This is a genomic window from Pantoea sp. VS1 (assembly GCF_002207995.1).
GTDB classification, from domain to species: Bacteria; Pseudomonadota; Gammaproteobacteria; order Enterobacterales; family Enterobacteriaceae; genus Pantoea; species Pantoea dispersa.
The window spans coordinates 1-25,867 of record NZ_NHZE01000063.1; the positions used below are offsets into that span (position 1 = coordinate 1).

General features: G+C 57.1%; 25 protein-coding genes. 15 read left to right on the top strand and 10 right to left on the bottom strand.

All coding sequences use genetic code 11. From position 1 onward, the window contains the following. The 3 genes from CBW22_RS22110 to speA form a co-directional block, all read right to left on the bottom strand. The coding region (locus tag CBW22_RS22110) for a BapA/Bap/LapF family prefix-like domain-containing protein (RefSeq protein ID WP_176428166.1) at positions 1–499 on the bottom strand (499 nt) is incomplete at its 3' end. 200 nt (positions 500–699) lie between these two features. Continuing rightward, the gene (locus CBW22_RS22115; RefSeq protein ID WP_088517884.1) at positions 700–1,395 is read right to left on the bottom strand and encodes an EAL domain-containing protein; all 696 of its coding nucleotides are present in this window, start codon (positions 1,393–1,395) and stop codon (positions 700–702) included. A gap of 706 nt (positions 1,396–2,101) precedes the next feature. Next, a complete protein-coding gene (gene speA / locus CBW22_RS22120; protein WP_071813582.1) occupies positions 2,102–4,081 on the bottom strand; it encodes a biosynthetic arginine decarboxylase in 1,980 nt (659 codons plus the stop codon). Between the two features lie 796 nt (positions 4,082–4,877). Here speA and metK point away from each other — a divergent pair. From metK to ruvX, 8 genes are all read left to right on the top strand, one after another. Beyond that, positions 4,878–6,029 carry a methionine adenosyltransferase gene (gene metK / locus CBW22_RS22125; protein WP_021506636.1) on the top strand — a complete coding sequence of 384 codons (1,152 nt, stop codon included), beginning with the start codon at positions 4,878–4,880 and terminating at the stop codon, positions 6,027–6,029. Between the two features lie 520 nt (positions 6,030–6,549). Then, positions 6,550–7,944, top strand: coding sequence for a sugar porter family MFS transporter (locus CBW22_RS22130; protein WP_031279461.1), 1,395 nt, complete (start codon positions 6,550–6,552; stop codon positions 7,942–7,944). A 104-nt stretch (positions 7,945–8,048) separates the two neighbouring features. Continuing rightward, the gene (locus CBW22_RS22135; RefSeq protein WP_088517903.1) at positions 8,049–8,561 is read left to right on the top strand and encodes a SprT family zinc-dependent metalloprotease; all 513 of its coding nucleotides are present in this window, start codon (positions 8,049–8,051) and stop codon (positions 8,559–8,561) included. A gap of 78 nt (positions 8,562–8,639) precedes the next feature. Further along, complete coding sequence (endA, locus tag CBW22_RS22140) at positions 8,640–9,347, top strand: deoxyribonuclease I (protein ID WP_058757110.1); 708 nt, start codon at positions 8,640–8,642, stop codon at positions 9,345–9,347. A 73-nt stretch (positions 9,348–9,420) separates the two neighbouring features. Beyond that, the gene (gene rsmE / locus CBW22_RS22145; RefSeq protein WP_021506632.1) at positions 9,421–10,152 is read left to right on the top strand and encodes a 16S rRNA (uracil(1498)-N(3))-methyltransferase; all 732 of its coding nucleotides are present in this window, start codon (positions 9,421–9,423) and stop codon (positions 10,150–10,152) included. Positions 10,153–10,248: 96 nt separating this feature from the next. Then, positions 10,249–11,193 (top strand): glutathione synthase, encoded by a 945-nt coding sequence (gene gshB, locus CBW22_RS22150; protein ID WP_058781622.1) that lies wholly within the window; start codon positions 10,249–10,251, stop codon positions 11,191–11,193. A gap of 85 nt (positions 11,194–11,278) precedes the next feature. Then, positions 11,279–11,842: a YqgE/AlgH family protein gene (locus CBW22_RS22155; RefSeq protein WP_021506630.1), complete on the top strand. Its 564-nt coding sequence runs from the start codon at positions 11,279–11,281 to the stop codon at positions 11,840–11,842. Further along, positions 11,842–12,258, top strand: coding sequence for a Holliday junction resolvase RuvX (gene ruvX / locus CBW22_RS22160; protein ID WP_088517885.1), 417 nt, complete (start codon positions 11,842–11,844; stop codon positions 12,256–12,258). Before CBW22_RS22155 ends, ruvX begins: the two co-directional genes overlap by 1 nt. A 66-nt stretch (positions 12,259–12,324) precedes the next feature. Here ruvX and CBW22_RS22165 read toward each other — a convergent pair whose 3' ends face one another. After that, positions 12,325–13,317, bottom strand: a complete 993-nt coding sequence (locus CBW22_RS22165; RefSeq protein ID WP_088517886.1) for a type IV pilus twitching motility protein PilT — start codon at positions 13,315–13,317, stop codon at positions 12,325–12,327. 16 nt (positions 13,318–13,333) lie between these two features. Here CBW22_RS22165 and CBW22_RS22170 point away from each other — a divergent pair, with 16 nt between their 5' ends. Genes CBW22_RS22170 through hemW form a run of 4 tightly spaced genes read left to right on the top strand, consistent with a single transcriptional unit; the run spans position 13,334 to position 16,345 of the window. Beyond that, entirely contained in the window at positions 13,334–14,041 is a 708-nt protein-coding gene (locus CBW22_RS22170) for a YggS family pyridoxal phosphate-dependent enzyme (protein WP_021506627.1), read from the top strand. Between the two features lie 12 nt (positions 14,042–14,053). Further along, entirely contained in the window at positions 14,054–14,608 is a 555-nt protein-coding gene (locus CBW22_RS22175; protein WP_021506626.1) for a YggT family protein, read from the top strand. Positions 14,609–14,628: 20 nt separating this feature from the next. Beyond that, entirely contained in the window at positions 14,629–15,222 is a 594-nt protein-coding gene (locus tag CBW22_RS22180; protein ID WP_059011651.1) for an XTP/dITP diphosphatase, read from the top strand. Next, complete coding sequence (hemW, locus tag CBW22_RS22185) at positions 15,215–16,345, top strand: radical SAM family heme chaperone HemW (protein ID WP_088517887.1); 1,131 nt, start codon at positions 15,215–15,217, stop codon at positions 16,343–16,345. The genes CBW22_RS22180 and hemW overlap by 8 nt, the downstream gene beginning before the upstream one ends. Before the next feature lie 70 nt (positions 16,346–16,415). Here hemW and CBW22_RS22190 read toward each other — a convergent pair whose 3' ends face one another. The 5 genes from CBW22_RS22190 to trmB form a co-directional block, all read right to left on the bottom strand. After that, complete coding sequence (locus CBW22_RS22190) at positions 16,416–17,585, bottom strand: Ig-like domain-containing protein (RefSeq protein ID WP_088517888.1); 1,170 nt, start codon at positions 17,583–17,585, stop codon at positions 16,416–16,418. Further along, positions 17,582–18,670, bottom strand: coding sequence for an Ig-like domain-containing protein (locus tag CBW22_RS22195; protein ID WP_088517889.1), 1,089 nt, complete (start codon positions 18,668–18,670; stop codon positions 17,582–17,584). Before CBW22_RS22195 ends, CBW22_RS22190 begins: the two co-directional genes overlap by 4 nt. 210 nt (positions 18,671–18,880) lie before the next feature. Further along, the gene (locus CBW22_RS22200; protein WP_088517890.1) at positions 18,881–19,597 is read right to left on the bottom strand and encodes a DUF2884 domain-containing protein; all 717 of its coding nucleotides are present in this window, start codon (positions 19,595–19,597) and stop codon (positions 18,881–18,883) included. Between the two features lie 172 nt (positions 19,598–19,769). Next, complete coding sequence (locus tag CBW22_RS22205; protein ID WP_021313105.1) at positions 19,770–20,096, bottom strand: YggL family protein; 327 nt, start codon at positions 20,094–20,096, stop codon at positions 19,770–19,772. Next, positions 20,096–20,815, bottom strand: coding sequence for a tRNA (guanosine(46)-N7)-methyltransferase TrmB (trmB, locus tag CBW22_RS22210; RefSeq protein WP_021506621.1), 720 nt, complete (start codon positions 20,813–20,815; stop codon positions 20,096–20,098). Before trmB ends, CBW22_RS22205 begins: the two co-directional genes overlap by 1 nt. Before the next feature lie 154 nt (positions 20,816–20,969). Here trmB and mutY point away from each other — a divergent pair, with 154 nt between their 5' ends. The 3 genes from mutY to mltC are packed head-to-tail and all read left to right on the top strand — an operon-like array spanning position 20,970 to position 23,461. Further along, positions 20,970–22,055, top strand: coding sequence for an A/G-specific adenine glycosylase (gene mutY, locus CBW22_RS22215; RefSeq protein ID WP_088517891.1), 1,086 nt, complete (start codon positions 20,970–20,972; stop codon positions 22,053–22,055). Beyond that, positions 22,055–22,327 carry an oxidative damage protection protein gene (locus tag CBW22_RS22220; RefSeq protein WP_010617014.1) on the top strand — a complete coding sequence of 91 codons (273 nt, stop codon included), beginning with the start codon at positions 22,055–22,057 and terminating at the stop codon, positions 22,325–22,327. Before mutY ends, CBW22_RS22220 begins: the two co-directional genes overlap by 1 nt. Before the next feature lie 54 nt (positions 22,328–22,381). Further along, positions 22,382–23,461 (top strand): membrane-bound lytic murein transglycosylase MltC, encoded by a 1,080-nt coding sequence (mltC, locus tag CBW22_RS22225; RefSeq protein ID WP_021506619.1) that lies wholly within the window; start codon positions 22,382–22,384, stop codon positions 23,459–23,461. Between the two features lie 68 nt (positions 23,462–23,529). Here mltC and CBW22_RS22230 read toward each other — a convergent pair whose 3' ends face one another. Next, entirely contained in the window at positions 23,530–25,677 is a 2,148-nt protein-coding gene (locus tag CBW22_RS22230; RefSeq protein WP_088517892.1) for an ornithine decarboxylase, read from the bottom strand. Positions 25,678–25,867: the final 190 nt, after the last annotated feature.

A 25,867-nucleotide genomic window follows, 5' to 3' on the forward strand; every position in this document is an offset into this window, starting at 1 on the left:
GCAGATCGCTGACTGCCGCCGGAGCCGTGGTATCACCGCCGCCGCCATTGTCGCCGCCGCCGTTATCCCCACCGCCGCCACCGCCACCGCCGTTATTACCGGCGATCAGCGCACCGATACCGGCCAGCGCGGCGCCGGCGATACCAAAGGCAGTCAGTGTGCCGTCACCCGTGACGTTTTCCGCTAACAGCCCTTCCGTGCTGTCGATAGAGACAAACTGGAAGCCTTCTGTGCCGGGGTCTTCCACCCACCACAGCGCGCCTTTGTCGTCCTGCAGCACCAGATCGCTGTCGCCGTTAGCATCGTAGAATTTATGAATAACAACGACTTCACCGGATTTAGTGGTGACCACTAAATCACTACCATTGCGTGTGAAAGACTTAATATCAGCCTGATTAAGGTTGAGCTTAACCACACTGGGAGCAGTCAAATTAACCTGATTACCGCTCACTTCAGTAGCAATCGTTCCGCCTTTAGGCGTTACAGAGATATTGTTCATTTTATCGATATCCCGCGCAGTTATAAGCTTAATGGCATCCATAAAAACGCCCGGTATCGCCAGACACCGGTATTCTTCGCGAATAATTCAATGAATTACTCACATCCTCTCCAGGCCGGTTTCATCTGCCAGAGGCACAGTGAAAACGCGCTGAGTCGTTATTTGCCGCTCGCCCGAAAAACAGTTCTGCCGAACTCTTTTCAGACTTGCGCCAACAAATCAGTGAGATAGACGCTCTTCCAGTGGTAGCCTTGCATGCCGTAAATTGATTTTTGCGACAGCAAATCAACCTGACGTTGATGTTCAACGCCCTCAATAATCACGCCGCGACATAATTGATTGAGGTGGTCGAGCAGAATGTTGAAAGTGCGATCTTCGCCAAATTGCCAAAAAAAATTTTTATCAATCTTGACGATGTCGAATATTCCGCTATCGAGCATGGTCAGGTTGGAATAACCCGGACCAAAGTCATCGAGCCATAACGGGGCCGGCGTGATTTTGGCTACGCCTTTCAGGATCAGCAGGTCGGCACTATTAAAACGTGCGGTGAAGAAGGCAGAGATTTCCAGCCGTAATCGCGTCAGCGCGGCCAGTTTTCTTTGTATTTCAGCATCTTTAAAAATGCCTGAAACAATATCTCTGTCTACATTAACGCTGATGACCTGCTCAAACCCCGCATGGTAAAGCTGAATAAGTTTTTCGACCTGGTGGAGGAATAACTGCCATTTTTCGTCAGCAGAAAGCCGACTGAAGAACCCTGCATCCCTGTCAGGGTTACGCTTATTATTGGTATCTGCATCATCTGCGAAACGCGTCAACAATTCCCATGCCACCACTTCACCGGAAATAGCGTGAACCGGCTCCAGCATCAGAATGTAGTCGGATTTGCAGCGCATTTTACGATCCTTACACTGGCTGATAGCGCGTTAAACCGTCAGCTTTTCTCATGTGATTCGTAAGGGAAACATCGATAAAACTTAACACCTTAACTGAAGGTTAACTTACAACTTACATTTTGAAAAATAGATTTCAGTGAACAACAGCGTGAACTTTAATCGTTTAAACCAATCAATAAAGCTTCATTTTCATTGCACGTTTCACATAAAGATCAGATAATTCTTAGTATCTGGATTTTTTCTTATCGGCCTTGACAAAAAATAAAACCCATACTCAATTGATTAGTAAGAAATAAATTATACGTCATTGGTATAAATTCTGTCTTTGTCCTTAAGATGGGATATTGCACTGCTTGAAGCGGGATTCCAGAAAGCGTCAAAAAACCGACAGCCTGCACATCGCTCAACCAACGCCTTATGCTTAAATTTTTATTATAGATAGCCAGAAACTCATAAAAGAAAGATTGGTCATTTGCGGGCAGGTGCAACACTAAGCCACAGATTTAAAAAACGTTTTTTTCGCTGCCGAGGCGCTTTCGCTGCTGAATTAAGCAGATAGCTTTTGTTAATAAACGGTTTGAATTTGCTGTTTCGGCCGGGATAATTTCAGAGTGATAGCGATCACGAATTGAATAAATGGCAGGAAGGATTGTCAGGGAAGGTGATAATAACGGGCTCCAGCCGGAGCCCGTTGCGGGAAATACACTTACTCGTCTTCGAGATAGGTGTAGCCGTAAAGTCCACTCTCAAACTCTTCAAGGAACTGCGCCCGCAGCTCTTCGTCAATATCCTGCTGCTGTTTTACCTGATCGCGGAATAACGTCATCAGATCGTTAGGATTGAGCTGCACGTATTGCAGCATATCCGCCACGGTATCCCCTTCATCAGACAGCTGCACTTCTACGCTGCCATCCGGGAAGGCGAAGACGTCAACCGCTTCGGTATCGCCAAACAGGTTGTGCATGTTACCAAGGATTTCCTGATACGCCCCGACCATGAAGAAGCCCAGCATCGGTGGATTATCCACATCGTACTCTGGCATTGGCATGGTGGTGGCAATACCGTCGCCGTCAACGTAGTGATCGATGGTGCCATCGGAATCACAGGTGATATCCAGCAGTACCGCACGACGCTGCGGAGTTTTGTTCAGCCCTTCCAGCGGCAGTACCGGGAACAGCTGATCGATGCCCCACGCATCCGGCATCGACTGGAACAGCGAGAAGTTGACGTAAATCTTGTCCGCCATGCGCTCCTGCAGCTCATCAATGATCGGCCGATGGGCGCGGTTGCTCGGGTCAAGGTGCTGCTGAATATAGTGGCAGATGCTGAGATACAGCTGCTCTGCCCAGGCGCGCTGACCGAGATCGTAGGTGCCTGACGAATAGCCGGTATGGATGTCGAACAGGTCCATCTGGCTGTCATGCAGCCATTCGCGCAGCGAACGGCGTACGCTTGGCTCGTGCATCTCCTGCCAGGTATCCCACAGGCTCTGAATCGGGCGCGGTGAGTCGGCATCCGGTGCGACCGGCGTACTGAATTCATTGCGCTCAACGCCGATGATGTTGGAGACCAGCACGGTATGATGCGCGGTCACCGCACGCCCCGATTCCGTAATCACGGTCGGATGCTCCAGACCGTGCTCTTCACAGGCGTCGCCGATGGCCCAGATCACGTTATTGGCGTATTCGTTCAGGCCGTAGTTGACTGAACAGTCTGACTGCGAACGTGTGCCTTCGTAGTCAACCCCAAGCCCGCCGCCGACGTCAAAGCACTTGATGTTGACGCCCAGCTTCGCCAGCTCAACATAGAAGCGCGCCGATTCACGCACGCCGGTGGCGATATCGCGAATATTGGACATCTGCGAGCCGAGGTGGAAATGCAGCAGCTGCAGGCTGTCGAGACGACCCGCTTTGCGCATGATATCGACCAGCTGCAGCACCTGCGATGCCGCCAGACCAAATTTGGATTTCTCGCCGCCGCTCGACTGCCACTTACCGGAACCCTGCGATGCCAGACGGGCGCGGATGCCGAGGCGCGGCACTACGTTTAGCCGCTCGGCTTCTTCCAGCACCAGGCGCACTTCGGTCATCTTCTCAATCACCAGATAGACTTTATGGCCGAGCTTTTCACCAATCAGCGCCAGACGGATATATTCGCGGTCTTTGTAGCCGTTACACACAATCACCGAGCGGGTTTTCCCGGCGTGCGCCAGCACCGCCATCAGCTCAGCTTTGGAACCCGCCTCCAGCCCCAGCGGCTCGCCGGAGTTGACCAGTGATTCAATCACGCGCTTATGCTGGTTAACTTTGATCGGGTAAACCAGGAAGTAGTCGCCCTTATAGCCGTAGGATTCACGCGCGCGTTTAAAGGCGGCATTAATCGAACGCAGACGGTGCTGCAGAATTTGCGGGAAGCAGAACAGCGCAGGCAGGCGCTGGCCGTCGGCCTCGCGCTCTTTAACCAGCTTCGCCAGGTCAACGCGCACTTCCGGCTGATCCGGATCCGGGCAGACGCTGATGTGGCCGAGTTCGTTGACGTCGTAATAGTTGTTTCCCCACCAGGCAATGTTGTAGGTGCGCAGCATTCTGCTTGCGTCCTGATCGTTCATTGCCACCTCCTGCATCGAGCGGAGTACACCCTGTTCGCCAGCTGACGAACCCTTGATATTCTTCATGTCGTCAGACATCACGAACCTCAATTTTCCGTTGAAATATGAAAAAGTTGCCGGATTTTGCTGCTACTGCGCCGGATGGAAATTTCCTCATTCTGCTTATCTTGCCTCAGCAGGTTACCGTGCGCCTTACTGAGGTTAAGTGTAAAACACCGTGCCGGAAGCGGTGCACAACGGGGCAAAATCGTCCCGCATCACCTCACCACAGGCGAGTGAAACACAGCAGAGAAACTGGGGGAATAGCTTAGCCGGCGCTCGTGTCGGGATAATTACCGCAGCGCAGAAAACTTCGACGAGAGAAAAGAGCAGAACTGGAAATGGAAAGGCGTGCCAGCGCGCCAGAACGGCGCCGTGAACCGAAGAGAGCGAAAATGTGGTTCATTGTTTTTATCACCTCCAGCGCCTGCTAACAGCATGCGGAAACGGAGTGGATGAAAATCAGATCAACAGCCTCTGACAGCGCGACGCACGGGGGCGTCATCCATGGGACAACTGCGGCGTTTTATACAGTCTGACGCGGCAAAATGCAAAATCTTTGTCGGCGCGCTGCGGCGGGTGTCAGGAAAATATTCCAGTTGATCTGTAGCGATAAATGCGGATGGCGAAAAAGCACTGGAAAAACGCGCACTGAGTGACCTAAAATAGCCGTCCAGATGGTTTTCCATCTAAACTGATTAACATCCAGGCGGTGTGAGCCTGGTACGCTGACACTTCCTACTGCTTGCGGCTTTGCCTGAAGGGGCGTCGAGCTGGCATCATCCCGCTTACGCTATGCAGTCGAATTCAAACCATTTGCAAGGTAAAGAACAGAATGGCTAAACACCTTTTTACATCCGAGTCCGTATCAGAAGGACATCCTGATAAAATCGCCGATCAGATTTCCGATGCCGTGCTGGACGCCATCCTTGAACAGGATCCCAAAGCACGCGTCGCCTGCGAAACCTACGTAAAAACCGGTATGGTGCTGGTTGGCGGTGAGATCACCACCAGCGCCTGGGTCGATATCGAAGAGATCACCCGTAATACCGTACGTGAAATCGGCTATGTTCATTCCGATATGGGCTTTGATGCTAACTCCTGTGCGGTGCTGAGCGCGATTGGTAAACAGTCGCCGGACATTAACCAGGGCGTAGACCGTACCGATCCGCTGGAACAGGGCGCGGGCGACCAGGGCCTGATGTTTGGTTACGCCACCAATGAAACCGACGTGCTGATGCCGGCACCGGTGACCTACGCGCACCGCCTGGTGCAGCGTCAGGCTGAAGTGCGTAAAAACGGCACGCTGCCATGGCTGCGCCCGGATGCCAAAAGCCAGATTACCTTCCAGTATGACGGCGGCAAGATTGTCGGTATCGATGCGGTAGTGCTGTCAACTCAGCATTCAGAAGAGATTTCACAGGCCGATCTGCGTGAAGCGGTGATGGAAGAGATCATCAAGCCGGTACTGCCGACCGAGTGGATCAACGCCAGCACCAAATACCACATCAACCCAACCGGTCGTTTCGTGATCGGCGGCCCGATGGGCGACTGCGGCCTGACCGGTCGTAAAATCATCGTCGATACCTACGGCGGCATGGCCCGTCACGGCGGCGGCGCGTTCTCCGGTAAAGATCCGTCGAAAGTTGACCGCTCAGCGGCTTACGCTGCGCGCTACGTGGCGAAAAACATCGTTGCCGCTGGCCTGGCCGATCGCTGCGAAATCCAGGTTTCTTACGCGATTGGTGTGGCAGAACCGACCTCAATCATGGTGGAAACCTTCGGTACCGAGAAAGTTTCAACCGAACAGCTGACGCTGCTGGTGCGTGAGTTCTTCGACCTGCGTCCATACGGTCTGATTCAGATGATGGATCTGCTGAAGCCAATCTACAAAGAAACCGCTGCCTACGGTCACTTTGGTCGTGAACACTTCCCATGGGAACAGACCGACAAAGCCGCCCAGCTGCGCGAGGCCGCAGGCCTCTAATCAACGCGGGTGAGGGCAACGGCCCTCACCCCGATCTTCTCTTACGGGAGAAGGTAAATCGAGCCCGCGCAAGCGGGCTTTTTTACCGGCGAAATTTCCACGCTTTCGTCCCTGACCGCTTCCCCTATCCCGCCTCTGCACCATCACACTTTTTGTCTATACCACCGCAGGCGCATTTTTCAGCGCTGTCTACACTGTTAGCACTGCGCTTACAACAAAGTGTTAACGATTACATTTTGAAATCCTTTTAATATCTTCAATTTAGAGATTTTTCAGCGTAGTAACGGTGATGAAAATGCGTTATTTTCAGCGTCGTCTGATAGCCGATATTTATAGTGATGTCAGAAACTTAAAGGGTGCTATACCTTACTGGTTATGTGACTGATTCGGGCAAAAAATGCTGGATTACAGGGTTTCAGCGTGTGTAACCGATTACATCGATGTGATCACACTCACTTTTTCCCGCAGGCAGCTTACTTAACATTGATAAAAACAAAGATGGATAAACTTCGGAGGCAATATGCCTGGTAATACTCACAAAAGCAGAACCTCAAACAAGGCGATGACCCTGTTTGTCTGCTTTCTGGCCGCTCTGGCGGGCCTGCTGTTCGGTCTGGATATCGGCGTTATCGCCGGTGCCCTGCCCTTCATCGCGAAAGATTTCAACGTTACCGCACATCAGCAGGAGTGGATCGTCAGCTCAATGATGTTCGGTGCTGCGGTTGGTGCCGTGGGCAGCGGCTGGATGTCTTCGCGTCTCGGCCGTAAAAAGAGCCTGATGGCCGGTGCCATCCTGTTCGTTATCGGTTCACTGTGGTCGGCGATGGCGCCAAACCCGGAAATGCTGATTGCCGCACGCGTGGTGCTCGGCCTTGCCGTCGGCGTTGCCTCTTATACCGCCCCGCTGTATCTCTCGGAAATCGCACCAGAGAAGATCCGCGGCAGTATGATTTCCCTGTATCAGCTGATGATCACCATCGGTATTCTCGGCGCTTACCTGTCTGATACCGCGTTCAGTGCCTCGGGCGACTGGCGCTGGATGCTGGGCATCATCACTATTCCGGCGGTGCTGCTGCTGGTTGGCGTGGTGTTCCTGCCAAACAGCCCGCGCTGGCTGGCGGCGAAAGGTGACTTCCGCGATGCACAGCGCGTGCTGGATCGCCTGCGTGACACCAGCGAGCAGGCGAAACGCGAGCTGGATGAGATCCGCGAAAGCCTGAAGATCAAACAGTCCGGCTGGCAGCTGTTCCAGAGCAACAGCAATTTCCGCCGCGCGGTGTTCCTCGGCGTGCTGTTGCAGGTGATGCAGCAGTTCACCGGCATGAACGTCATCATGTACTACGCACCGAAAATCTTCGAAATCGCCGGCTTCGCCAATACCACACAGCAAATGTGGGGCACGGTGATCGTGGGTCTGGTGAACGTGCTGGCCACCTTTATCGCTATCGGTCTGGTGGATCGCTGGGGCCGTAAACCAACACTGGTGCTGGGCTTCCTGGTGATGGCTGCCGGCATGGGTATCCTCGGTACCATGCTGCACATTGGCATTAACTCTGCCGGCGAGCAGTACTTTGCCATCGCCATGCTGCTGATGTTCATTGTTGGCTTCGCGATGTCAGCCGGTCCGCTGATTTGGGTACTGTGTTCTGAAATCCAGCCGCTGAAAGGGCGTGATTTTGGTATCACCGTCTCTACCGCGACCAACTGGATTGCCAACATGATCGTGGGTGCCACCTTCCTGACCATGCTGAACTCGCTGGGCAACGCGCCGACTTTCTGGGTCTACGCCGCGCTGAACGTGTTCTTTATTCTGCTGACGGTCGCGCTGATTCCGGAGACCAAAAACGTCTCGCTGGAGCACATCGAGCGCAACCTGATGTCGGGCAAAAAACTGCGCGATATCGGCCAGCAGTAAGGCCGGATGCGTTAACCGGGGCTGCCGCAGGGCGGCCCTTTTTTTATCTGCCGCCTGTGCGCATGCAGTTGCGTACCCCGCTGCAACGCCTTATGCTGCCGCACATGAAAACGCCACGTCTGCCCATCGCCCTGCAACAAGCCGTCATGCGCTCGCTGCGCCATTTTTTGCAGCTGGCTCAGCAAAAACTCGAACGTCATTTCGAAGAGCCAACGCTGGTTTATCAGCAGCGCGGCACGGCCGCAGGCACCGCGTGGCTGGAGCAGTGGCAAATTCGCCTCAACCCGGTGCTGCTGCTGGAAAACCAGCAGGCTTTTATTGATGAAGTGGTGCCGCATGAGCTGGCGCATCTGCTGGTGTGGAAAACCTTCGGCCGCGTACCGCCGCACGGCAAAGAGTGGAAGTGGATGATGGAGGATGTACTTGGCGTGCCCGCCCGCCGCACCCACCAGTTCGCAATCACTTCGGTGCGCAGCAATACCTTCCCCTATCGCTGTCGCTGCCAGCAACATCAGCTGACGGTACGCCGCCACAACCGCGTGGTGCGTGGTGAGAGTGAATATCGCTGCGTGCATTGCGGTACGCTGCTGCAACCCGGTGAATACGCAGCGGATTAGTCCGCGATTCTCATTTCCCGCGCCCGACCATTCTGTTACCCTGCCGCCCTTTTTCGGTACCAGGTTACTTTTTGGAATATGTCTCGCAAAACGCTGTTATTACTCTCTCTGCTGGTCGCGCCGCTCAGCGCGTACAGCCTCAGTCTCACCCATTACAACCAGAACAATTTTCAGCAGGCGAAAGTGGTCGCGGCAAAGATCAACGCGGATGCGCCGGCGGATTTTTACTGCGGCTGCAAAATCAGCTGGCACGGTAAAAAAGGCGTGCCGGATCTCAGCAGCTGCGGCTATAGCGTGCGCAAGAACGCCAACCGCGCGGAACGCATCGAGTGGGAACACGTCATGCCGGCGTGGGAGTTTGGTCATCAGCGTCAGTGCTGGCAAAATGGCGGACGGAAAAACTGCAGCAAAGACGCAGATTACCGCCGCATCGAAAGCGATCTGCACAACCTGCAGCCAGCCATCGGTGAAGTGAACGGTGACCGCAACAACTTCCAGTACAGCCAGTGGAACGGTGGCGAGCAGCAGTACGGTCAGTGCAGCATGAAGATCGATTTTAAGCAGAAACGCGCCGAGCCTCCCGAGCGCGCGCGCGGTGCCATCGCCCGCACCTACTTCTATATGCGCGACCAGTATCATCTGCGCCTGTCACGCCAGCAAACCCAGCTGTTCACCGCGTGGAACAAGCAGTATCCGGTCACGCCGTGGGAGTGCGAACGTGACCAGCGCATCGCCGCGGTGCAGGGAAATCACAATTCCTGGGTACAGCAGGCTTGCCAGCGCTGAAAGCGCTACCCTACACTAGCTTTTTTCGATTGGGCCGCATCGCGCGATGCGGCATAACGCCGGCAGGAACCGCATGCGCATACCCCGCATTTATCACCCCGAAGCTTTAACCGTTAACAGTGAAGTTCTGCTTGATGAGGATGCCGCCAACCACGTCGGCCGCGTGTTGCGCATGAGCGCCGGACAGCAGATCGAGCTGTTTGATGGCAGTAATCTGACTTTTAGCGCCGAAATCACCCAGGCCGACAAAAAGCGTGTAAAAGTAAAGGTCCTTGCCAGCCAGCCTGACGATCGCGAATCCCCGCTGCACTTACACCTCGGTCAGGTGATGTCGCGCGGTGAAAAAATGGAATTCACTATCCAGAAATCGATCGAACTGGGCGTGAATGTGATTACGCCCTTGTTTTCTGAACGCTGTGGCGTAAAGCTGGATGCCGAACGCCTGGCGAAAAAGATTCAGCAGTGGCAGAAAATTGCCATCGCCGCCTGCGAGCAGTGCGGTCGTAATCGCGTGCCGGAAATCCGCGCCGCGATGACGCTCGAAGCCTGGTGCGCCGAAGCGGATGACGGCCTGAAGCTCAACCTGCATCCGCGCGCCAGCCACAGCATCAATACGCTGCCGCAGCCGGTTGAGCGCGTACGGCTGCTGATTGGCCCGGAAGGCGGCCTGTCGGCAGAGGAAATTGCCATGACGGCGCAGCACGGCTTTACCGATATCCTGCTCGGTCCGCGCGTTTTGCGCACCGAAACCACGGCGCTCACCGCCATCACGGCACTTCAGGTGAGGTTTGGTGATCTCGGTTAAGGGATACTTTCAGCCCGAAGACACACGCAGATAACTGACCAGCACAACGCTTTCGCACGGAACGGGGTGGCTGAATTCCCCTTTGAGGAGAGAATAATGATTAAGCTTGGCATCGTTATGGACCCGATTTCGTCCATCAACATTAAAAAAGACTCCAGCTTCGCCATGTTGCTGGAAGCACAGCGCCGCGGTTATGAAATTCACTACATGGAGATGGGCGATCTGTCGCTGCGTGGTGGCGTGACTTACGCGCGCACCCGGCTGCTGAGTGTCGAGCAGAACTACGAGCAGTGGTACACGTTTGGCAGCGAGCAGACTATCCCGCTGGCCGATCTTAACGTGGTGCTGATGCGTAAAGACCCGCCGTTTGATACCGAGTTCATTTACGCAACCTATCTGCTGGAGCGCGCGGAAGAGCAAGGCACGCTGATCGTTAACAAACCGCAGAGCCTGCGTGACTGCAACGAAAAACTCTACACTGCCTGGTTTGCCGACCTGACGCCAGACACGCTGGTGACGCGCAACAAAGAGCAGCTGCGCGCGTTCTGGCAGGAGCATGGCGATGTGATCTTCAAGCCGCTCGACGGCATGGGCGGCGCGTCGATTTTCCGCATCAAAAAAGATGATGCCAACTTCGGCGTGATCACCGAAACGCTGACCAACCACGGTCAGTTCTTCTGCATGGCGCAAAATTATCTGCCGGCGATCAAAGACGGTGATAAACGCGTGCTGGTGGTCGATGGTGAACCGGTGCCATACTGCCTGGCACGCATTCCGCAGGGCGGCGAAACCCGTGGCAACCTCGCCGCCGGTGGCCGCGGCGAAGCCCGTCCGCTGAGCGACAGCGACTGGGAAATTGCCCGCCGCGTAGGTCCGACATTGAAAGCCAAAGGGCTGATTTTTGTCGGCCTCGATATTATCGGTGATAAACTGACAGAAGTTAACGTCACCAGCCCAACCTGCATCCGCGAAATCGAGGCGGCGTTCCCGGTCTCCATCACCGGCATGCTGATGGACGCGATTGAAAAACGTTTGGGCTGAGGATGCCGCAGGAGTGAGAGCTCCGTGAACCACCCAAAGCCGGTGCAGCCGTTCAGCACCGGCTATTTTTGGTAAACGAGTGAGAATGAATTTACAGCACCATTTCTTGATTGCGATGCCGTCGCTGCAGGACCCTTTCTTCAAACGCTCGGTGGTGTATATCTGCGAGCATAACGAAGAGGGTGCCATGGGTTTGATCGTTAACAAGCCGATGGACAACCTGACGGTCGAAGGCATCCTGAAAAAACTTAAGATCAGCCCATCAGAACGCGATCCTGCCATCAAACTGGACAAACCGGTGTTTGCCGGTGGTCCGCTGGCGGAAGATCGTGGCTTTATTCTGCACTCGGCCCAGCGCGTGTTCTCCTCCAGTATCCGCATTTCTGACAATACGGTGATCACAACTTCGCGCGATGTGCTGGAAGCGATCGGCACGCGTGAACAGCCAGAGAACGTGCTGGTAGCACTGGGTTATTGCGCGTGGGAGAAAGATCAGCTAGAAAATGAGCTGCTGGAGAATGCCTGGCTGACCACGCCGGCCAATACGCAGATCCTGTTCCAGACGCCGATTGCCGAACGCTGGCGTGAAGCCGCGCGCAGCATGGGTGTGGACATCCATAACATGACCAGCGATGCAGGGCACGCCTGATGGCCAGTGAAACGCTGCTCGGTTTCGACTTCGGTACCAAAAGCATCGGCGTTGCCATCGGGCAACAGCTGACCGGCACTGCGCGCCCGCTCACCGCGCTGAAAGCGCAGGACGGCACGCCGGACTGGGAACTCATTGGTAAGCTGCTGAAAGAGTGGCAGCCGGATTACGTGGTGGTTGGCCTGCCACTCAACATGGACGGGAGCGAACAGCCGCTGACGGCGCGCGCACGCAAGTTTGCTAACCGGCTGCACGGCCGCTTCGGCGTGCGTGTGGAGCTGCAGGATGAGCGCCTGAGCACCATTGAAGCGCGTGCCGACCTGTTCGAACGCGGCGGCTATCGCGCGCTGCAGAAAGGCCATATCGATTCGCAGTCCGCGGTGATTATCCTGCAGGACTGGTTCGAGACGCATTAAATCAGCCCGAATGCGGCCGCGCGGTTTCGCGCCGCCGTGTCGGCGGTTCTCAGGGCACGTCCCTACTCAAACCAATCCCGCCTCGCGCCGGGCCTGCTCGCTCTGGGCGAAAGTTTGCATCCCTGCCTGCGCGCCGGTCTGCAACACACCGGGCAGCTGATGCATTTTGCCTTCGCGGATCAGGTTAGCGACCGCCGGCGTCGCCACCAGCACTTCAAACAGGCCAATGCGGCCGCCGGCTTTGGCGGCGACTAAACGCTGCGCCAGCACCGCTTTCAGGCTGCCGGCCAGCTGCGTGCGCACGAGGTTTTTCTCCTCGGCCGGAAACACATCCACCAGCCGGTCCACCGCCTGCGTCGCGCCGCGCGTATGCAGCGTGGCCAGCACCAGATGGCCGGTCTCAGCAGCGGTCAGCGCCAGCCGGATGGTTTCGCTGTCGCGCAGCTCACCCAGCAGGATCACATCCGGATCTTCACGCAGCGCCGCTTTTAATCCGAGCTGAAACGAAGCGCAGTGCGCGCCGATTTCGCGCTGCTGAATCAGCGAACGCTGGCTGTGGTGGACGAACTCGATCGGATCTTCCAGCGTGATAATGTGGCGCGCCTGCTGACGATTGAGGCTATCCACCAGCGCCGCCAGCGTGGTGGATTTGCCGCTGCCGGTCGCGCCGGTGATGAGGATAAGCCCTTCCTCCAGCTGCAGCAGCGAGCGCACCACGTCCGGCAGCTGCAGGCGCGCTATATCCGGTGGCTGACTGGCAATCAGCCGCAGCGCCAGCGCCAGTCCGTGACGCTGGCGGAACAGATTGGCGCGCAGCCGGCTGCCATTGCCGAGCGTGATGGCGAAATCGACGTGACCGCTGCCGGCTAACTCGCTGCGCTGCGCGGCGCTAAGCCACTGCTCGCTAAAGGCCTGCAGCCAGCGCTCAGACAAGCTGTGCTGTTGCGGTATTGGCTCCAGCACGCCCTGCCGGCGCCAGTGCGGTAAATGTCCGCTGCAAAGGTGCAGATCGGCCGCATTATGCTTTACACTAAGCGCCACAACGTCATCCAAATCCATTTAACTTCTCCTGACTATGACTTCCATTGAGCACAACTTACAGCAAGTGCGCGAGCGGATCGCTGCTGCCGCCGCGCGTTGCGGCCGCGCGCCAGAAGAAATTACGCTGCTTGCAGTGAGCAAAACCAAACCTGCGAGCGCTATCGCAGAAGCCATTGCCGCCGGACAGCGCGCCTTCGGTGAAAATTACGTGCAGGAAGGGGTTGAAAAAGTTGCCGAACTGGCCGCACATCCTGATCTGCAATGGCACTTTATCGGGCCGTTACAATCCAATAAAAGCCGTCTGGTGGCGGAAAACTTTGCCTGGTGTCACACCGTTGACCGCCTGCGTATTGCGCAGCGGCTGAACGATCAGCGTCCGGCCGCGCTGCCACCGCTCAACGTGTTAATTCAGGTAAATATCAGTGACGAGCACAGCAAATCTGGCATCATGCTGGAGGCCGTCGCCGGGCTGGCACAACAGATTGCCGCCCTGCCGCGTTTGCGCCTGCGTGGACTGATGGCGATTCCGGCGCCCGAGCAGGATTACGCGCGCCAGCTGGCGGTGTGCCAGCAGATGGCCAGCGCGTTTCGCGCCTTGCAACAGGACTATCCAGGCGTCGATACGCTTTCTCTGGGAATGAGCGACGATATGGATGCGGCGATTGCCGCAGGCAGTACGATGGTGCGCATCGGCACCGCGGTATTTGGCGCGCGGGATTATGCTCGCCCTTCACAACAATAATTGAGGAACCTCATGTTAACACTGACGTTTTTAGTCAAAACGCTGATTGATCTGTACGTGATGGTGCTGCTGCTGCGCATCTGGATGCAGTGGTCACGCTGTGACTTTTACAATCCGCTGGCGCAGTTTGTCGTGAAGATCACCCAGCCGATTGTTAAACCGCTGCGCCGCATTTTGCCGGCGCTGGGACCGATTGACACCGCGTCACTGCTGCTGGCATTCGTGCTGACCACGCTGAAATATCCGATTCTGCTGCTGATTCAGGTCGGGGTGTTCTCCGTCGATCCAACCAACCTGCTGGTGGGCCTGCTGTCACTGGTCAAATCCGCCGGCTATCTGGTGTTCTGGGTGATCATCATTCGCTCGCTGATGAGCTGGATCAGCCAGGGACGCGGTGCGATGGACTATGTGCTGATCCAGCTGACCGAACCGCTGATGGCCCCGATTCGCCGTATCCTGCCGGCGATGGGCGGCATCGATTTCTCGGCGATGATCGTGATTCTGGTGCTGTATGCGCTGAACTTCCTCGGTATGGACCTGTTCCCGGGTCTCTGGTACCTGCTGTAATTCGTTAATCTGGAACTGTTATGCAAAAAGTTGTGCTCGCCACCGGTAATCCGGGCAAAGTACGTGAACTGGCCGATCTGTTAGCGGCCTTCGGCCTGGATATCGTGGCGCAAACCGAGCTGGGCGTAGAGTCTGCCGAAGAGACCGGGCTGACCTTTATCGAAAACGCCATCCTGAAAGCGCGTCACGCGGCGCAGATCACCGGCCTGCCGGCGATTGCCGATGACTCCGGGCTGGCGGTCGATGCGCTGGGTGGCGCACCGGGCATTTACTCGGCACGCTATGCCGGCGTTGATGCCAGCGACCAGCAGAATCTCGACAAACTGCTGCAGGCGCTGGAGCAGGTGCCGGACGGCGAGCGCCAGGCACAGTTCCACTGCGTACTGGTGTACGTGCGTCACGCCGCCGACCCGACGCCGCTGGTGTTCCACGGCAGCTGGGCCGGGGAGATTACCCGCGCGGCCGCCGGTGAAGGCGGCTTCGGTTATGATCCGATCTTCTACGTGCCGGCGCTGGGTAAAACCGCCGCCGAGCTGAGCAAGGATGAAAAGCGTGCCGTGTCGCACCGGGGTAAAGCATTGACGCTACTGCTGGAAGCGATGCGCAATGCCTGAGTTACCACCGTTAAGCCTTTATATCCACATCCCGTGGTGCGTGCAGAAATGTCCGTACTGCGACTTCAACTCGCACGCGCTCAAAGGCGAAGTGCCGCACAGCGAGTATGTGCAGCATCTGCTCAACGATCTTGACCAGGATCTGCCGCTGACCGCCGGGCGCGAAGTGCGCACCATTTTCATCGGCGGCGGCACGCCCAGCCTGCTGAGCAGCGAAGCGATGCAGCAGCTAATGGATGGCGTGCGTGCGCGCCTGCCGCTGGCGGCGGACGCCGAAATCACCATGGAAGCCAATCCGGGCACGGTGGAAGCCGATCGCTTCAGCGGCTATCAGCGGGCGGGCATTAACCGGATTTCGATTGGCGTGCAGAGTTTCAGTCCGCAAAAGCTGACGCGCCTGGGCCGCATCCACGGTCCGGACGAGGCGGTCCGCGCGGCACAGCTGGCGGCCGGTCTCGGCTTGCGCAGCTTTAACCTCGACCTGATGCACGGCCTGCCGGATCAGTCGCTGGAAGAAGCGCTGGACGATTTGCGCCAGGCGATTGCCCTCAACCCGCCGCATCTGTCGTGGTATCAGCTGACCATTGAGCCCAACACGCTGTTTGGTTCACGCCCGCCGGTATTGCCGGATGACGATGCGCTGTGGGATATCTTTGAGCAGGGTCATCAGCTGCTGAGCGCCGCAGGCTATCAGCAGTATGAAACCTCGGCCTACGCCAAACCGGGCTATCGCTGCGAGCATAACCTGAACTACTGGCGCTTCGGTGATTACCTCGGCATCGGCTGTGGCGCGCACGGCAAGCTGACGCAGCCGGACGGGCGCATCGTGCGCACGGTGAAAACCCGTCACCCGCGCGGTTTTATGAAGGGCAACTATCTGGATAAGCAGCATGACGTGCCGGACGAGGACAAGCCGTTCGAGTTCTTTATGAACCGTTTCCGCCTGCTGGAAGCCGCGCCGCGCGCCGACTTTCAGCGCTACACCGGGCTGGAAGAGGCAGTGATTCGCCCGCAGATCGACGCAGCCATTGCCGCCGGTTATGTGCAGGAGCAGCCAGAGCACTGGCAGATCACCGAAAAAGGCAAACTGTTCCTCAATTCGCTGCTGGAGCTGTTCATGTAAATTCAGCGGAGAAGGCACGCGCCTTTTCCGCTGGCAGCCGCACTAAACCGCACGGCTGCATCTGTCACGCTCAGGCGACCATCACCTCATTATTGATTAACAGCGTTGCGCTGTGGTCGAGACTCTCAAACACCTGCCACACTTTGCCACCGCTCTGCTGCGTCCCCTGCTGCTGCCACTGCTGATAAAATTGCGTGCTATCGCTGAGCTGCACCACGTCGCCGGCATCACCATCAATCAGCCAGCTGCGCGTGCGCTCTGGCAGCAGCACATCCTGGTGCGCCTGCTGCAACAGCTGCTGCGCATCCAGCTGCAGCAGATTGTCTCCTGAGCCGGTGAGATCGATATGCTGCAGGCCGCTGATATGCTGCGTCAGCTGCTGATAATCAAGCTGCTGATGTTCTCCTTCCAGCACCAGCGCAGAGAAGCCCTGCAGCAGTTGTCCGCTGTGCGCCGCCAGCCACTGCTGCACATCATTCAGATGCAGCTGCGCGCCCTCCTGTTCCAGCGTTTCCGGCAGCGTATGGTGCTGTACCAGGCTCTCGTCTTTGCCCCAGCGCACAGTATCAATAATCCAGCCCACATCGCGCTTCACCAGCACGTTCCAGCACAGCACTTTTTTATAGGTATCCGGATCTTCACCCGAATGGACGTCAATATAGCCAATCTGCTGGCCCGCCGGAGCCTGCCAGCTAAAGGTGTTCAGGCCTTGCTCAGACCGGCTGGCGCCACCGGGCTGCAGGTATTCGCGCCCCAGCAGCTCGCCGCTGGGGGAGAAGATATCCACGTAGGTATCGCAATTGTGGAGATAGCCATAATTGAACTCCACGTAATTGGTGGCACCAAAATCAAACTGCACGACCGAATGATCCAGCATCTCAATCGCTTTGCTTTCATAGCCATCCGGCCGGTTCATGATGCCGGTATAGAAACAGTTGTTGCTGGTGCCATGTTTCAGTTCGGTGACTTTCAACCCGCCGTACTGATACACCCGGCCGGTTTGCCAGCTGGTATTGGCACGGCAGTTCCAGTTCTCTTCACCAGAACTGTGCTTTACGCCAGAGTCATAGTTAATCGCCCAGTTGGGCGCATAGTCACTGACGTTACCCGCCAGATCGACCGCTTTTACCGTAAAGTTGTTGCTGCCCGTCTGCATGTCGCGGTCCGGGGTAATCTGCCAGCGACCATCGGCCCCCACCGTCGCGCTGCCGGCTACCACGCCGTTCTGGTACAGCGTCACCTGACTGTAAGGCTCGGCCTGTCCGGAAAATCGAGCCGCTTATCGTCGGTGGTCTGGCCCGGCAGCACCGGCTGGATGGTGCCGACGTCATCGATAGCCTGCAGGATGGCGGGCGTGTTGATACGAGTGTCGATGGTCAGCGTCCAGCTGTCGCTCCATTGACTGACGTTGCCGGCTTTATCGCTGCTGCGGCTGCGAAAACGCCAGTCGCCGTCCGGCAGCAGATCCTGCGGCGGTGTCCAGTGCCAGTGGCCGCTGCTGTCGACGGTGGCCGTACCGCCGACAACCCACTTTCCGCCCGGTGCGGCATACTGAATGCGCACCACGCTGCCGGGCTCGGCTTCGCCGTGCAGTTCCGGCCGGACATCATCGGTGGGTTTGCCGCGGCCAAACTGGCCCTGATACAGCCCGCGATTGTCGTCGTAATAGCTGAACGTCGGCGTTTCCGGGGTAAGCGTATCGAGATGAAAGGTCCACTTCGGCGACGGCTGACTGCGGTTGTCGGCGCGGTCCTCGGCCTGCGCCGTCAGGTTATAGGTTCCGTCCTGCGGCAGATCGAGCTGCGCCTGCCAGTTGCCCTGCGCATCGGCACGCACAGAGGCGAGAAGTTGGTTGCCATTATAGAGATAAACCAGCGCGTTGGCTTCCGCCTGCCCGCGTACCACCGGCTGATCATCGTTGGTATAGCCGTTACGGCGGATGCTGTTACCGTCCTCCACGCCGCCGGCAACGTGGTCTTCAATCGCTTCGATAATCGGTCTGGCGGGCGGATGGGTATCGATATTGTAATCCACGCGCGTGGGTGAGCTGTGATTGCCAGCGGCATCCACGGCGGTGAAGGTTAGCTGGTATTCACCATCGGCCATCGGCTGCGGCGGCATCCACTCGAAGTGGCCATTGATCACCGGCACGCGTAGCGGATTGCCACCGTTAACCGTCACGATGACTTCAACGGCATCCGGCGTTTGCACCGTTCCCTGCCAGCGTTTTTGCGGGTCGTTGTACCAGCCGCGTTCGGCAACGATAACCACAGGGGGTGATAAAACCGGGTGTGAACTGGAAGCAGAGGTGTCAGAAAATAACATAAAATTTCCTTAAAAATTAATAAGTTCAACAGGCTGAATGCCCGTTGATATAGTTATTAATGCGGAAATTTTGCCGTTATCAGATTCGTCCCGAATCTAAGACAACCCGTTAAATCATGGCTTAAAAGTTGCGGGGATAAAAAAGGCGCCACTGTTCAGAAGAACAATGACGCCGTGATGTTCCGTGCATTCAGCGGCAACGCGGCTGGCTTAGCCCTTTACGTTCTGCATCAGCGTCTTGCGCTGGCTTTCCAGTGCGGTCACCCGGTTACACACTTCATGACCGAAGTTCTGGAAATCCTGCTCCTGATTGTTCCATTCAGTCTGAATCGACTGCTGTAGCCCGCCGAGGTTGCCCATCAGCGCCTGCAGCGGATTGCTGCCGCTGGCGGCCTGTTTGGTACCCATCTCGTTCAGGCTATCCTGCAACACCCCGCCCAGCGTGCTCTGCACCAGCTTCTCGCCGTCGGCGCGCACCTGCTCAATGGCCTGATGATGGAAGGTCAGGCCATCCGGGCGATGCTCGATGATGCGGTTCATCTGCTGCTTGAGCTGGCCGTTCAGCGTGGTCAGGCGATTGCGCACATTGCTGTCCGCCCCGAGTTTTTCGACAATCACTTTATCCAGCGCCACGCGGCCCCGCTCCAGACGGGTGGTTGCGCCGCTATCAACCCACGACAGATCGCGACGCAGCGCGTTCTGGTAGTCAATCGCCTGCTGGCGCGTGGCGTTATCGACGCTCACCGTCTTGCCGTTGAACTGCACATCGCCCTGCGGCGTGATTTCAAGGTTGCCGTTGCTGCCCACCACCTGCACGCTCTGGGGTTTGATGATCACGTCATCCTTTGGATTGACGCTGCACTGATAGTCAGCATGCGCCTGAGCTGCCGCCAGCAGCAGCGCGGCGAGAAGAGCCTTACGAACCATGAAATCTCCTGCAGATGTGAATAGTCTGATAAGCGGTGGCATTGTGCTGCGTCTGGCGATGCGCAATAAATTGCGCCGCTACGAAAGGTGCATTGGACAAGCGAATCAACCAACACGCACTGAATGTGTAGCGGCGCGATTCATCGCGCGAAGTTATCGCCAGTGGTGATACTTAGTCCCACCAAACGTCGAAGAGTTCAGTGACCTGAATATCGGCGAGATTTTTCTTTTCCAGCCAGTTACGCACCAGCTCGCGGTGCGCGTCGGTGCATTTGCCGGTCTGCTGCAGACACACCAGCCCTTCCCACACCAGATAGCCGCTGCCGTCATAGGCCAGACCATTCGGATCGATCACCTCATTGATGAACTGATCGAGCGTGGCATCCACCTCTTCCTCGCTGGTGCCTTCGGCAAAACGCCAGGCAACAGAGAAGCCCAGCTCCTGAAACTCATCAACATGCAACTTTTTACGTAAACGGCGGCTACGTTTTACAGCCATTATTTCACCCTCTCAAACATCAGATCCCATACGCCATGGCCCAGTCGCTGCCCGCGCTGCTCAAATTTGGTTAACGGACGCGTTTCCGGACGCGGCACGTAATTCTGGCTCTCCGACTGATTGCTATAGCCATCGATGCTGCTCATCACTTCCAGCATGTGCGTGGCGTACTCTTCCCAGTCGGTCGCCATGTGGAACACGCCGCCCAGCTTCAGCTTGCGCAGCACCAGCTCGGCAAACGGTACCTGGACGATGCGGCGCTTGTTGTGGCGCGCCTTATGCCATGGATCCGGGAAAAACAGCTGCACCATGCGCAGCGAATTGTCCGGCACCATGTTCTCCAGCACTTCCACCGCGTCGTGACACATCACGCGCAGATTCTGCACGCCAGCCTCTTTGGCCGAGGCCAGACAGGCACCGACGCCCGGCGCATGCACTTCAATGCCGAGGAAGTTCTGATGCGGATTGTTCTGCGCCATGGTCACCAGCGAGGCGCCCATGCCAAAACCAATCTCCAGCACCAGCGGCGCTTCGCGGCCAAACAGCGCAACCATGTCCAGCGGCTGCGGCTGATACTCGACGCCCATCTCCGGCCAGTAATTGTCGAGCGCGAGCTGCTGTCCTTTCGTTAAGCGCCCCTGGCGGCGCACAAAACTGCGGATACGGCGCAAAGGCCGCCCGTTCTCATCAAATTCCGGGGTGATGACGTCATTAATCATGTTGAAACCTGCTGGTTAGCCTGTTCAGGGAAACGGGCATTATGCAAAGTTAAGTAACAGAAGCAAGCCTTTGCAATCTTCCGGTTTACACCCTGATGTCTCTGTGCTGGAATTCCTGCCTGATTGTAGAGTAAACACGGAAAATTTCCTTCTTATGATGCAGGCGCTGCAGTTCGCGCAACAGGTGCTGGAGTGGTACCAACGCTTTGGCCGTAAAACTCTGCCGTGGCAGCTGGAGAAAACGCCCTATAAGGTGTGGCTCTCCGAAGTGATGCTGCAGCAGACGCAGGTTGCCACCGTTATTCCCTATTTCGAACGCTTTATGGCGCGCTTCCCCACGGTTGCCGACCTGGCCGCCGCGCCGCTTGATGAAGTGCTGCATCTGTGGACCGGCCTCGGCTATTACGCACGGGCGCGTAACCTGCACAAGGCGGCTAAACAGGTGGTTGAGCTGCACGGCGGCGTATTCCCGCCCCATTTCGATGACGTCGCGGCGCTGCCGGGCGTCGGCCGCTCCACGGCGGGCGCGATTCTGTCGCTGTCGCTTGGCCTGCATTTCCCGATCCTCGACGGCAACGTAAAACGCGTGCTGGCGCGCTGCTATGCGGTGAGCGGCTGGCCGGGCAAAAAAGAGGTGGAGAAGCGACTGTGGCAGATCAGTGAAGACGTCACGCCAGCGGAAGGCGTCAGCCAGTTCAATCAGGCGATGATGGATCTCGGCGCGTTAGTGTGTACTCGCTCCCGCCCGAAATGCGAAATCTGCCCGCTGAATAGCGGCTGCGCGGCCTATGCACAAGGCAACTGGGCTGATTATCCCGGTAAGAAACCGAAAGTCACGCTGCCAGAGCGCAGCGGCTGGTTCCTGATGCTGCAGCACGGCGACGAGGTGTATCTGGAACAGCGTCCGCCGGTGGGTTTGTGGGGCGGCCTGTTCTGCTTCCCGCAGTTCACCAGTGAGCAAGCGCTGACTGACTGGCTGGCGGCGCGCGGCATCCACGCGAAGCCGCAGCAGCTTACCGCGTTTCGCCACACCTTCAGCCATTTCCACTTAGATATTGTGCCTATGTGGCTGGCGTGGCCTTCCTCCGGGTCGCTGATGGATGAAGCCGGCGGTCTCTGGTATAACTTAGCGCAACCACCGTCAGTGGGGCTGGCCGCGCCGGTAGAGCGCCTGCTGCATGAGCTACGCCATCCCCGGCAGCTTCAACTGCGAACCAGTTTGACCGAAGAGGAAGAGTAATGAGCCGCACCATTTTTTGTACTTATCTGCAACGCGACGCTGAAGGCCAGGACTTTCAGCTCTATCCTGGCGAACTGGGTAAGCGCATCTACAATGAGATTTCCAAAGAAGCCTGGCAGCAGTGGATGTCTAAGCAGACCATGTTGATCAACGAGAAGAAGCTCAACATGATGAACCCGGAAGATCGCAAAGTGCTGGAGAAGGAGATGGTGAATTTCCTGTTCGAAGGCAAAGATGTGCACATTGAAGGTTACACCCCGCCAGAAAAATAAACGTTCAGGGCCTCCCTTTGAGGCCCTCTTTTTCGAGTCAGGCACGCATTCACAATGAATAAAAAACTGATAGCACTGCTGGTCATCGCCCCCCTGTTAGTCTCCTGCTCCGGACAAAAAAAATCGCAGTACCATGAAGAGTGGGTTAAGGACACCAACGGTTTTGACATTCTGATGGGGCAATTTGCCGCCAACATCGAGAATATCTGGGGAATCAATGAGGTTCTGATCGCCGGCCCCAAGGACTACGTCAAATACAGCGATAACTATTACACCCGCAGTCACATCAACTTCGACAGCGGTAGCATCACCATTGAGACCATTTCCGGCACCGATCCGATGGCCAGCCTGCGTCAGGCCATCATCACCACGCTGTTGATTGGTGACGATCCGGGCAACGTCGATCTCTACTCCGACGCCAACGATATTCAGATCAGTAAAGAGCCACTGCTGTACGGCCAGGTGCTGGATAACACCGGTCAGCCGATCCGCTGGCAGGGACGCGCCGGTAACTTTGCTGATTACCTGATTCAGAACAAACTGCAGAAACGCACCTCCGGGCTGCACGTTATCTGGTCGGTGACCATTCCGATGGTGCCTAACCACCTCGACAAACGTGCGCATAAATATCTGCCGCTGGTGCGCAAAGCGGCCGAACAGTATGGCGTTGATGCCTCGCTGATTCTGGCGATCATGCAGACCGAATCGAGCTTCAACCCTTATGCGGTAAGCAACGCCGATGCGCTGGGTCTGATGCAGGTGGTGCAGCATACTGCCGGGGTCGATGTGTTCCGCATGAAGGGCAAATGGGGTAAACCGAGCCGCAGCTATCTGCTCGATCCGGCCAATAATATTGATGCCGGTACCGCTTATCTGTCGCTGCTGCAGAAGAGCTATCTCGGCGGGATTCAGGATCCGCTGTCGCGCCGTTACGCAGTGATCACCGCTTATAACGGCGGGGCGGGCAGCGTGCTGCGCGTGTTCTCCAGCGATAAAGACCGCGCCTTCGCCACCATCAACGGCATGTCACCGAGCCAGGTGTATCAGACGCTGACCACCAATCATCCGTCGGCCGAGTCGCGCCGCTATCTGTACAAAGTGAGCCAGGCACAGCGCAGCTACCACCGTTATTGATTCGCGCTCATCGCTACCTTCTCCCGCCTGCGGGAGAAGGTAGCGTGCGATGGGGGAACAGCCCCCTCCTACAACATCATATTCGCCACTAACCGCTTGTGCCCGCTGTCATCCTCCTCGGTGTAAACCCCCTGCAACTCCGGTGAAAAGCCCGGCAGCAGATTGATACCCGCTTCCAGCGCGAGGAAATAGCGCTGCACTGCCCCGCCCCAGGTTTCGCCTGGCACTACGCACAGCACACCCGGCGGATACGGCAGCGCCCCCTCGGCGGCAATGCGCCCTTCGGCACTGGCGATCGGCACCAGCTCAACGTCACCGCGAATATACGCCTGATGCGCATCCTGCGGATTGACCTCGACTTTCGGGAAACACGCCTGGCGGAACATGTCGCGCTGCAGATCCTTGACGTCGTAGCTGACGTACAAATCGTGCATCTCCTGGCACAGGCGACGCAGCGTGTAGCCCTGATAGCGCTCAACGTGCCTGCGATACACGCTCGGCAGCACTTCGGCCAGCAGCGCATCTTCCCGCACGTGCTGTTCAAACTGCTCCAGCATCGCCACCAGGTGTGCCATTTTTTCCGGCGTTTCCGCTGGGGTCAGCAGGAACAGGATCGAGTTGAGATCGCACTTCTCCGGTACGATACCGTTCTCGCGCAGATAGTTGGCGAGAATGGTGGCCGGAATGCCAAAGCGGGTGTATTCGCCGCTGGTGGCATCGATGCCTGCCGTGGTGAGCAGCAGTTTGCACGGGTCCACCAGATACTGTCCGGCATCGTAACCGGCAAAACCGTGCCACTTCGCGCCCGGTTCGAAGCTGAAATACGCCGGATCGGCGGCGATGGTGGCGGTTTCTGCCGCCTGCCATGGCTTGCCGTGCACCTGCTCCGGCAGGAAGGGCTGAATCAGGCTGCAGCGCTCAAGGATCGCTTTGCGTGCCTCAATGCCCAGCGTGACGCAGTCGTGCCACATGCTGCGCCCCGCTTCGCCCTGATGCATTCTGGCGTTGATATCCAGCGCAGCGAACAGCGGATAGAACGGGCTGGTTGAGGCGTGCAGCATAAACGCGTTGTTCAGCCGCTTGTGTGGGCAGAAGCGTTTCTGGCCGCGAATGTGGTTATCTTTCTTGTGAATCTGCGAAGTCTGCGAGAAGCCCGCCAGCTGCTTATGCACCGACTGGGTGACAAAAATCCCCGGATCGTTCTCATTGAGCTCCAGCGTCAGCGGCGAGCAGCCGGCCATCAGCGGAATAAACTGCTCATAACCCAGCCATGCCGAATCAAACAGAATGTAGTCACACAGATGCCCGATGCGATCCACTACCTGGCGCGCGTTGTATACCGTGCCATCGTAGGTACCAAGCTGGATGATCGCCAGTCGGAACGGACGCGGCTGATCCGCGCGCTGTGGCGCGACCTGGCGCACCTGCTCGCGCAGATACGTCTCGTCGAAACAGTGCGCATCAATGCCGCCAATAAAACCAAACGGATTACGCGCCGCTTCCAGATAAACCGGCGTGGCGCCTGCCTGGATCAGCGCACCGTGGTGGTTAGATTTATGGTTATTGCGGTCAAACAGCACCAGATCGCCGCGCGTCAGCAGCGCGTTGGTCACCACTTTGTTGGCGCTGGAGGTACCGTTCAGCACGAAGTAGGTTTTATCGGCGTTGAACACGCGCGCGGCATATTTCTGCGCATCCTTGGCCGAGCCTTCGTGGATCAGTAAATCGCCCAGCTTGACGTCCGCGTTACACATATCGGAGCGAAAGACGTTCTCGCCGTAGAACTCATAAAACTGACGTCCGGCCGGATGGCGGCGGAAAAACGCCCCGCCCTGATGGCCCGGACAGGCAAAGGTGCTGTTCTGCATATCGACATAGCGCGTCAGGGTGTCGAAAAACGGCGGCAGCAGTTCCGCCTCGTACGCCTGCGCCGCCTGCTCCAGCGCCTGCCACTCTTCCGCTGCGCCGTTGATCTCTCCGGTCACGCCCGGCAGCGTCAGCACCGCGTCATCAAAGGCGTTCGCGACAAACACCGGCAGATTGAAGCCGGTCTGGCGCAGCAGCGTCAGCACGCCGCTGCGTGTATCGGCCAGCGAGACCACTACCGCGGCTACGTCGGTGAAATCGGTATTATCCAGCGTCACCACGTCGCGCGCGGTGTTGAGACTCAGGCTTGGCGCTACCGCTACGCTGGCAGCAATTTTCAATGGGTTCATAACACAAATCCCCGTAATGAAGGATGAGTGGGTGCCAGAGGCACAGCAATGAGGAAATTTCCCCGGCGAATAACGTCCGGCGGCCGCAACCGATAGACATCAGTAAAGCCAGATCGCGTCTGTCTTTACTCATATCCAACAGCGAACGGGGCGTAGCCTCACCGCATGGTGAGCGGGAAATGCGAACAAC

What these genes read in the sequence shown, in the direction of transcription:
- CBW22_RS22205 (WP_021313105.1), bottom strand. Translation starts at nt 20,096, where the DNA reads ATGGCTGTAAAACGTAGCCGCCGTTTACGTAAAAAGTTGCATGTTGAT.
- CBW22_RS22175 (WP_021506626.1), top strand. Translation starts at nt 14,054, where the DNA reads ATGTTAACACTGACGTTTTTAGTCAAAACGCTGATTGATCTGTACGTG.
- hemW (WP_088517887.1), top strand. Translation starts at nt 15,215, where the DNA reads ATGCCTGAGTTACCACCGTTAAGCCTTTATATCCACATCCCGTGGTGC.
- CBW22_RS22165 (WP_088517886.1), bottom strand. Translation starts at nt 13,317, where the DNA reads ATGGATTTGGATGACGTTGTGGCGCTTAGTGTAAAGCATAATGCGGCC.
- CBW22_RS22230 (WP_088517892.1), bottom strand. Translation starts at nt 25,677, where the DNA reads ATGAACCCATTGAAAATTGCTGCCAGCGTAGCGGTAGCGCCAAGCCTG.
- CBW22_RS22180 (WP_059011651.1), top strand. Translation starts at nt 14,629, where the DNA reads ATGCAAAAAGTTGTGCTCGCCACCGGTAATCCGGGCAAAGTACGTGAA.
- endA (WP_058757110.1), top strand. Translation starts at nt 8,640, where the DNA reads ATGTCTCGCAAAACGCTGTTATTACTCTCTCTGCTGGTCGCGCCGCTC.
- CBW22_RS22220 (WP_010617014.1), top strand. Translation starts at nt 22,055, where the DNA reads ATGAGCCGCACCATTTTTTGTACTTATCTGCAACGCGACGCTGAAGGC.
- CBW22_RS22200 (WP_088517890.1), bottom strand. Translation starts at nt 19,597, where the DNA reads ATGGTTCGTAAGGCTCTTCTCGCCGCGCTGCTGCTGGCGGCAGCTCAG.
- CBW22_RS22195 (WP_088517889.1), bottom strand. Translation starts at nt 18,670, where the DNA reads ATGTTATTTTCTGACACCTCTGCTTCCAGTTCACACCCGGTTTTATCA.
- CBW22_RS22130 (WP_031279461.1), top strand. Translation starts at nt 6,550, where the DNA reads ATGCCTGGTAATACTCACAAAAGCAGAACCTCAAACAAGGCGATGACC.
- CBW22_RS22135 (WP_088517903.1), top strand. Translation starts at nt 8,049, where the DNA reads ATGAAAACGCCACGTCTGCCCATCGCCCTGCAACAAGCCGTCATGCGC.
- mltC (WP_021506619.1), top strand. Translation starts at nt 22,382, where the DNA reads ATGAATAAAAAACTGATAGCACTGCTGGTCATCGCCCCCCTGTTAGTC.
- CBW22_RS22155 (WP_021506630.1), top strand. Translation starts at nt 11,279, where the DNA reads ATGAATTTACAGCACCATTTCTTGATTGCGATGCCGTCGCTGCAGGAC.
- CBW22_RS22170 (WP_021506627.1), top strand. Translation starts at nt 13,334, where the DNA reads ATGACTTCCATTGAGCACAACTTACAGCAAGTGCGCGAGCGGATCGCT.
- speA (WP_071813582.1), bottom strand. Translation starts at nt 4,081, where the DNA reads ATGTCTGACGACATGAAGAATATCAAGGGTTCGTCAGCTGGCGAACAG.
- gshB (WP_058781622.1), top strand. Translation starts at nt 10,249, where the DNA reads ATGATTAAGCTTGGCATCGTTATGGACCCGATTTCGTCCATCAACATT.
- trmB (WP_021506621.1), bottom strand. Translation starts at nt 20,815, where the DNA reads ATGATTAATGACGTCATCACCCCGGAATTTGATGAGAACGGGCGGCCT.
- metK (WP_021506636.1), top strand. Translation starts at nt 4,878, where the DNA reads ATGGCTAAACACCTTTTTACATCCGAGTCCGTATCAGAAGGACATCCT.
- ruvX (WP_088517885.1), top strand. Translation starts at nt 11,842, where the DNA reads ATGGCCAGTGAAACGCTGCTCGGTTTCGACTTCGGTACCAAAAGCATC.
- CBW22_RS22115 (WP_088517884.1), bottom strand. Translation starts at nt 1,395, where the DNA reads ATGCGCTGCAAATCCGACTACATTCTGATGCTGGAGCCGGTTCACGCT.
- mutY (WP_088517891.1), top strand. Translation starts at nt 20,970, where the DNA reads ATGATGCAGGCGCTGCAGTTCGCGCAACAGGTGCTGGAGTGGTACCAA.
- rsmE (WP_021506632.1), top strand. Translation starts at nt 9,421, where the DNA reads ATGCGCATACCCCGCATTTATCACCCCGAAGCTTTAACCGTTAACAGT.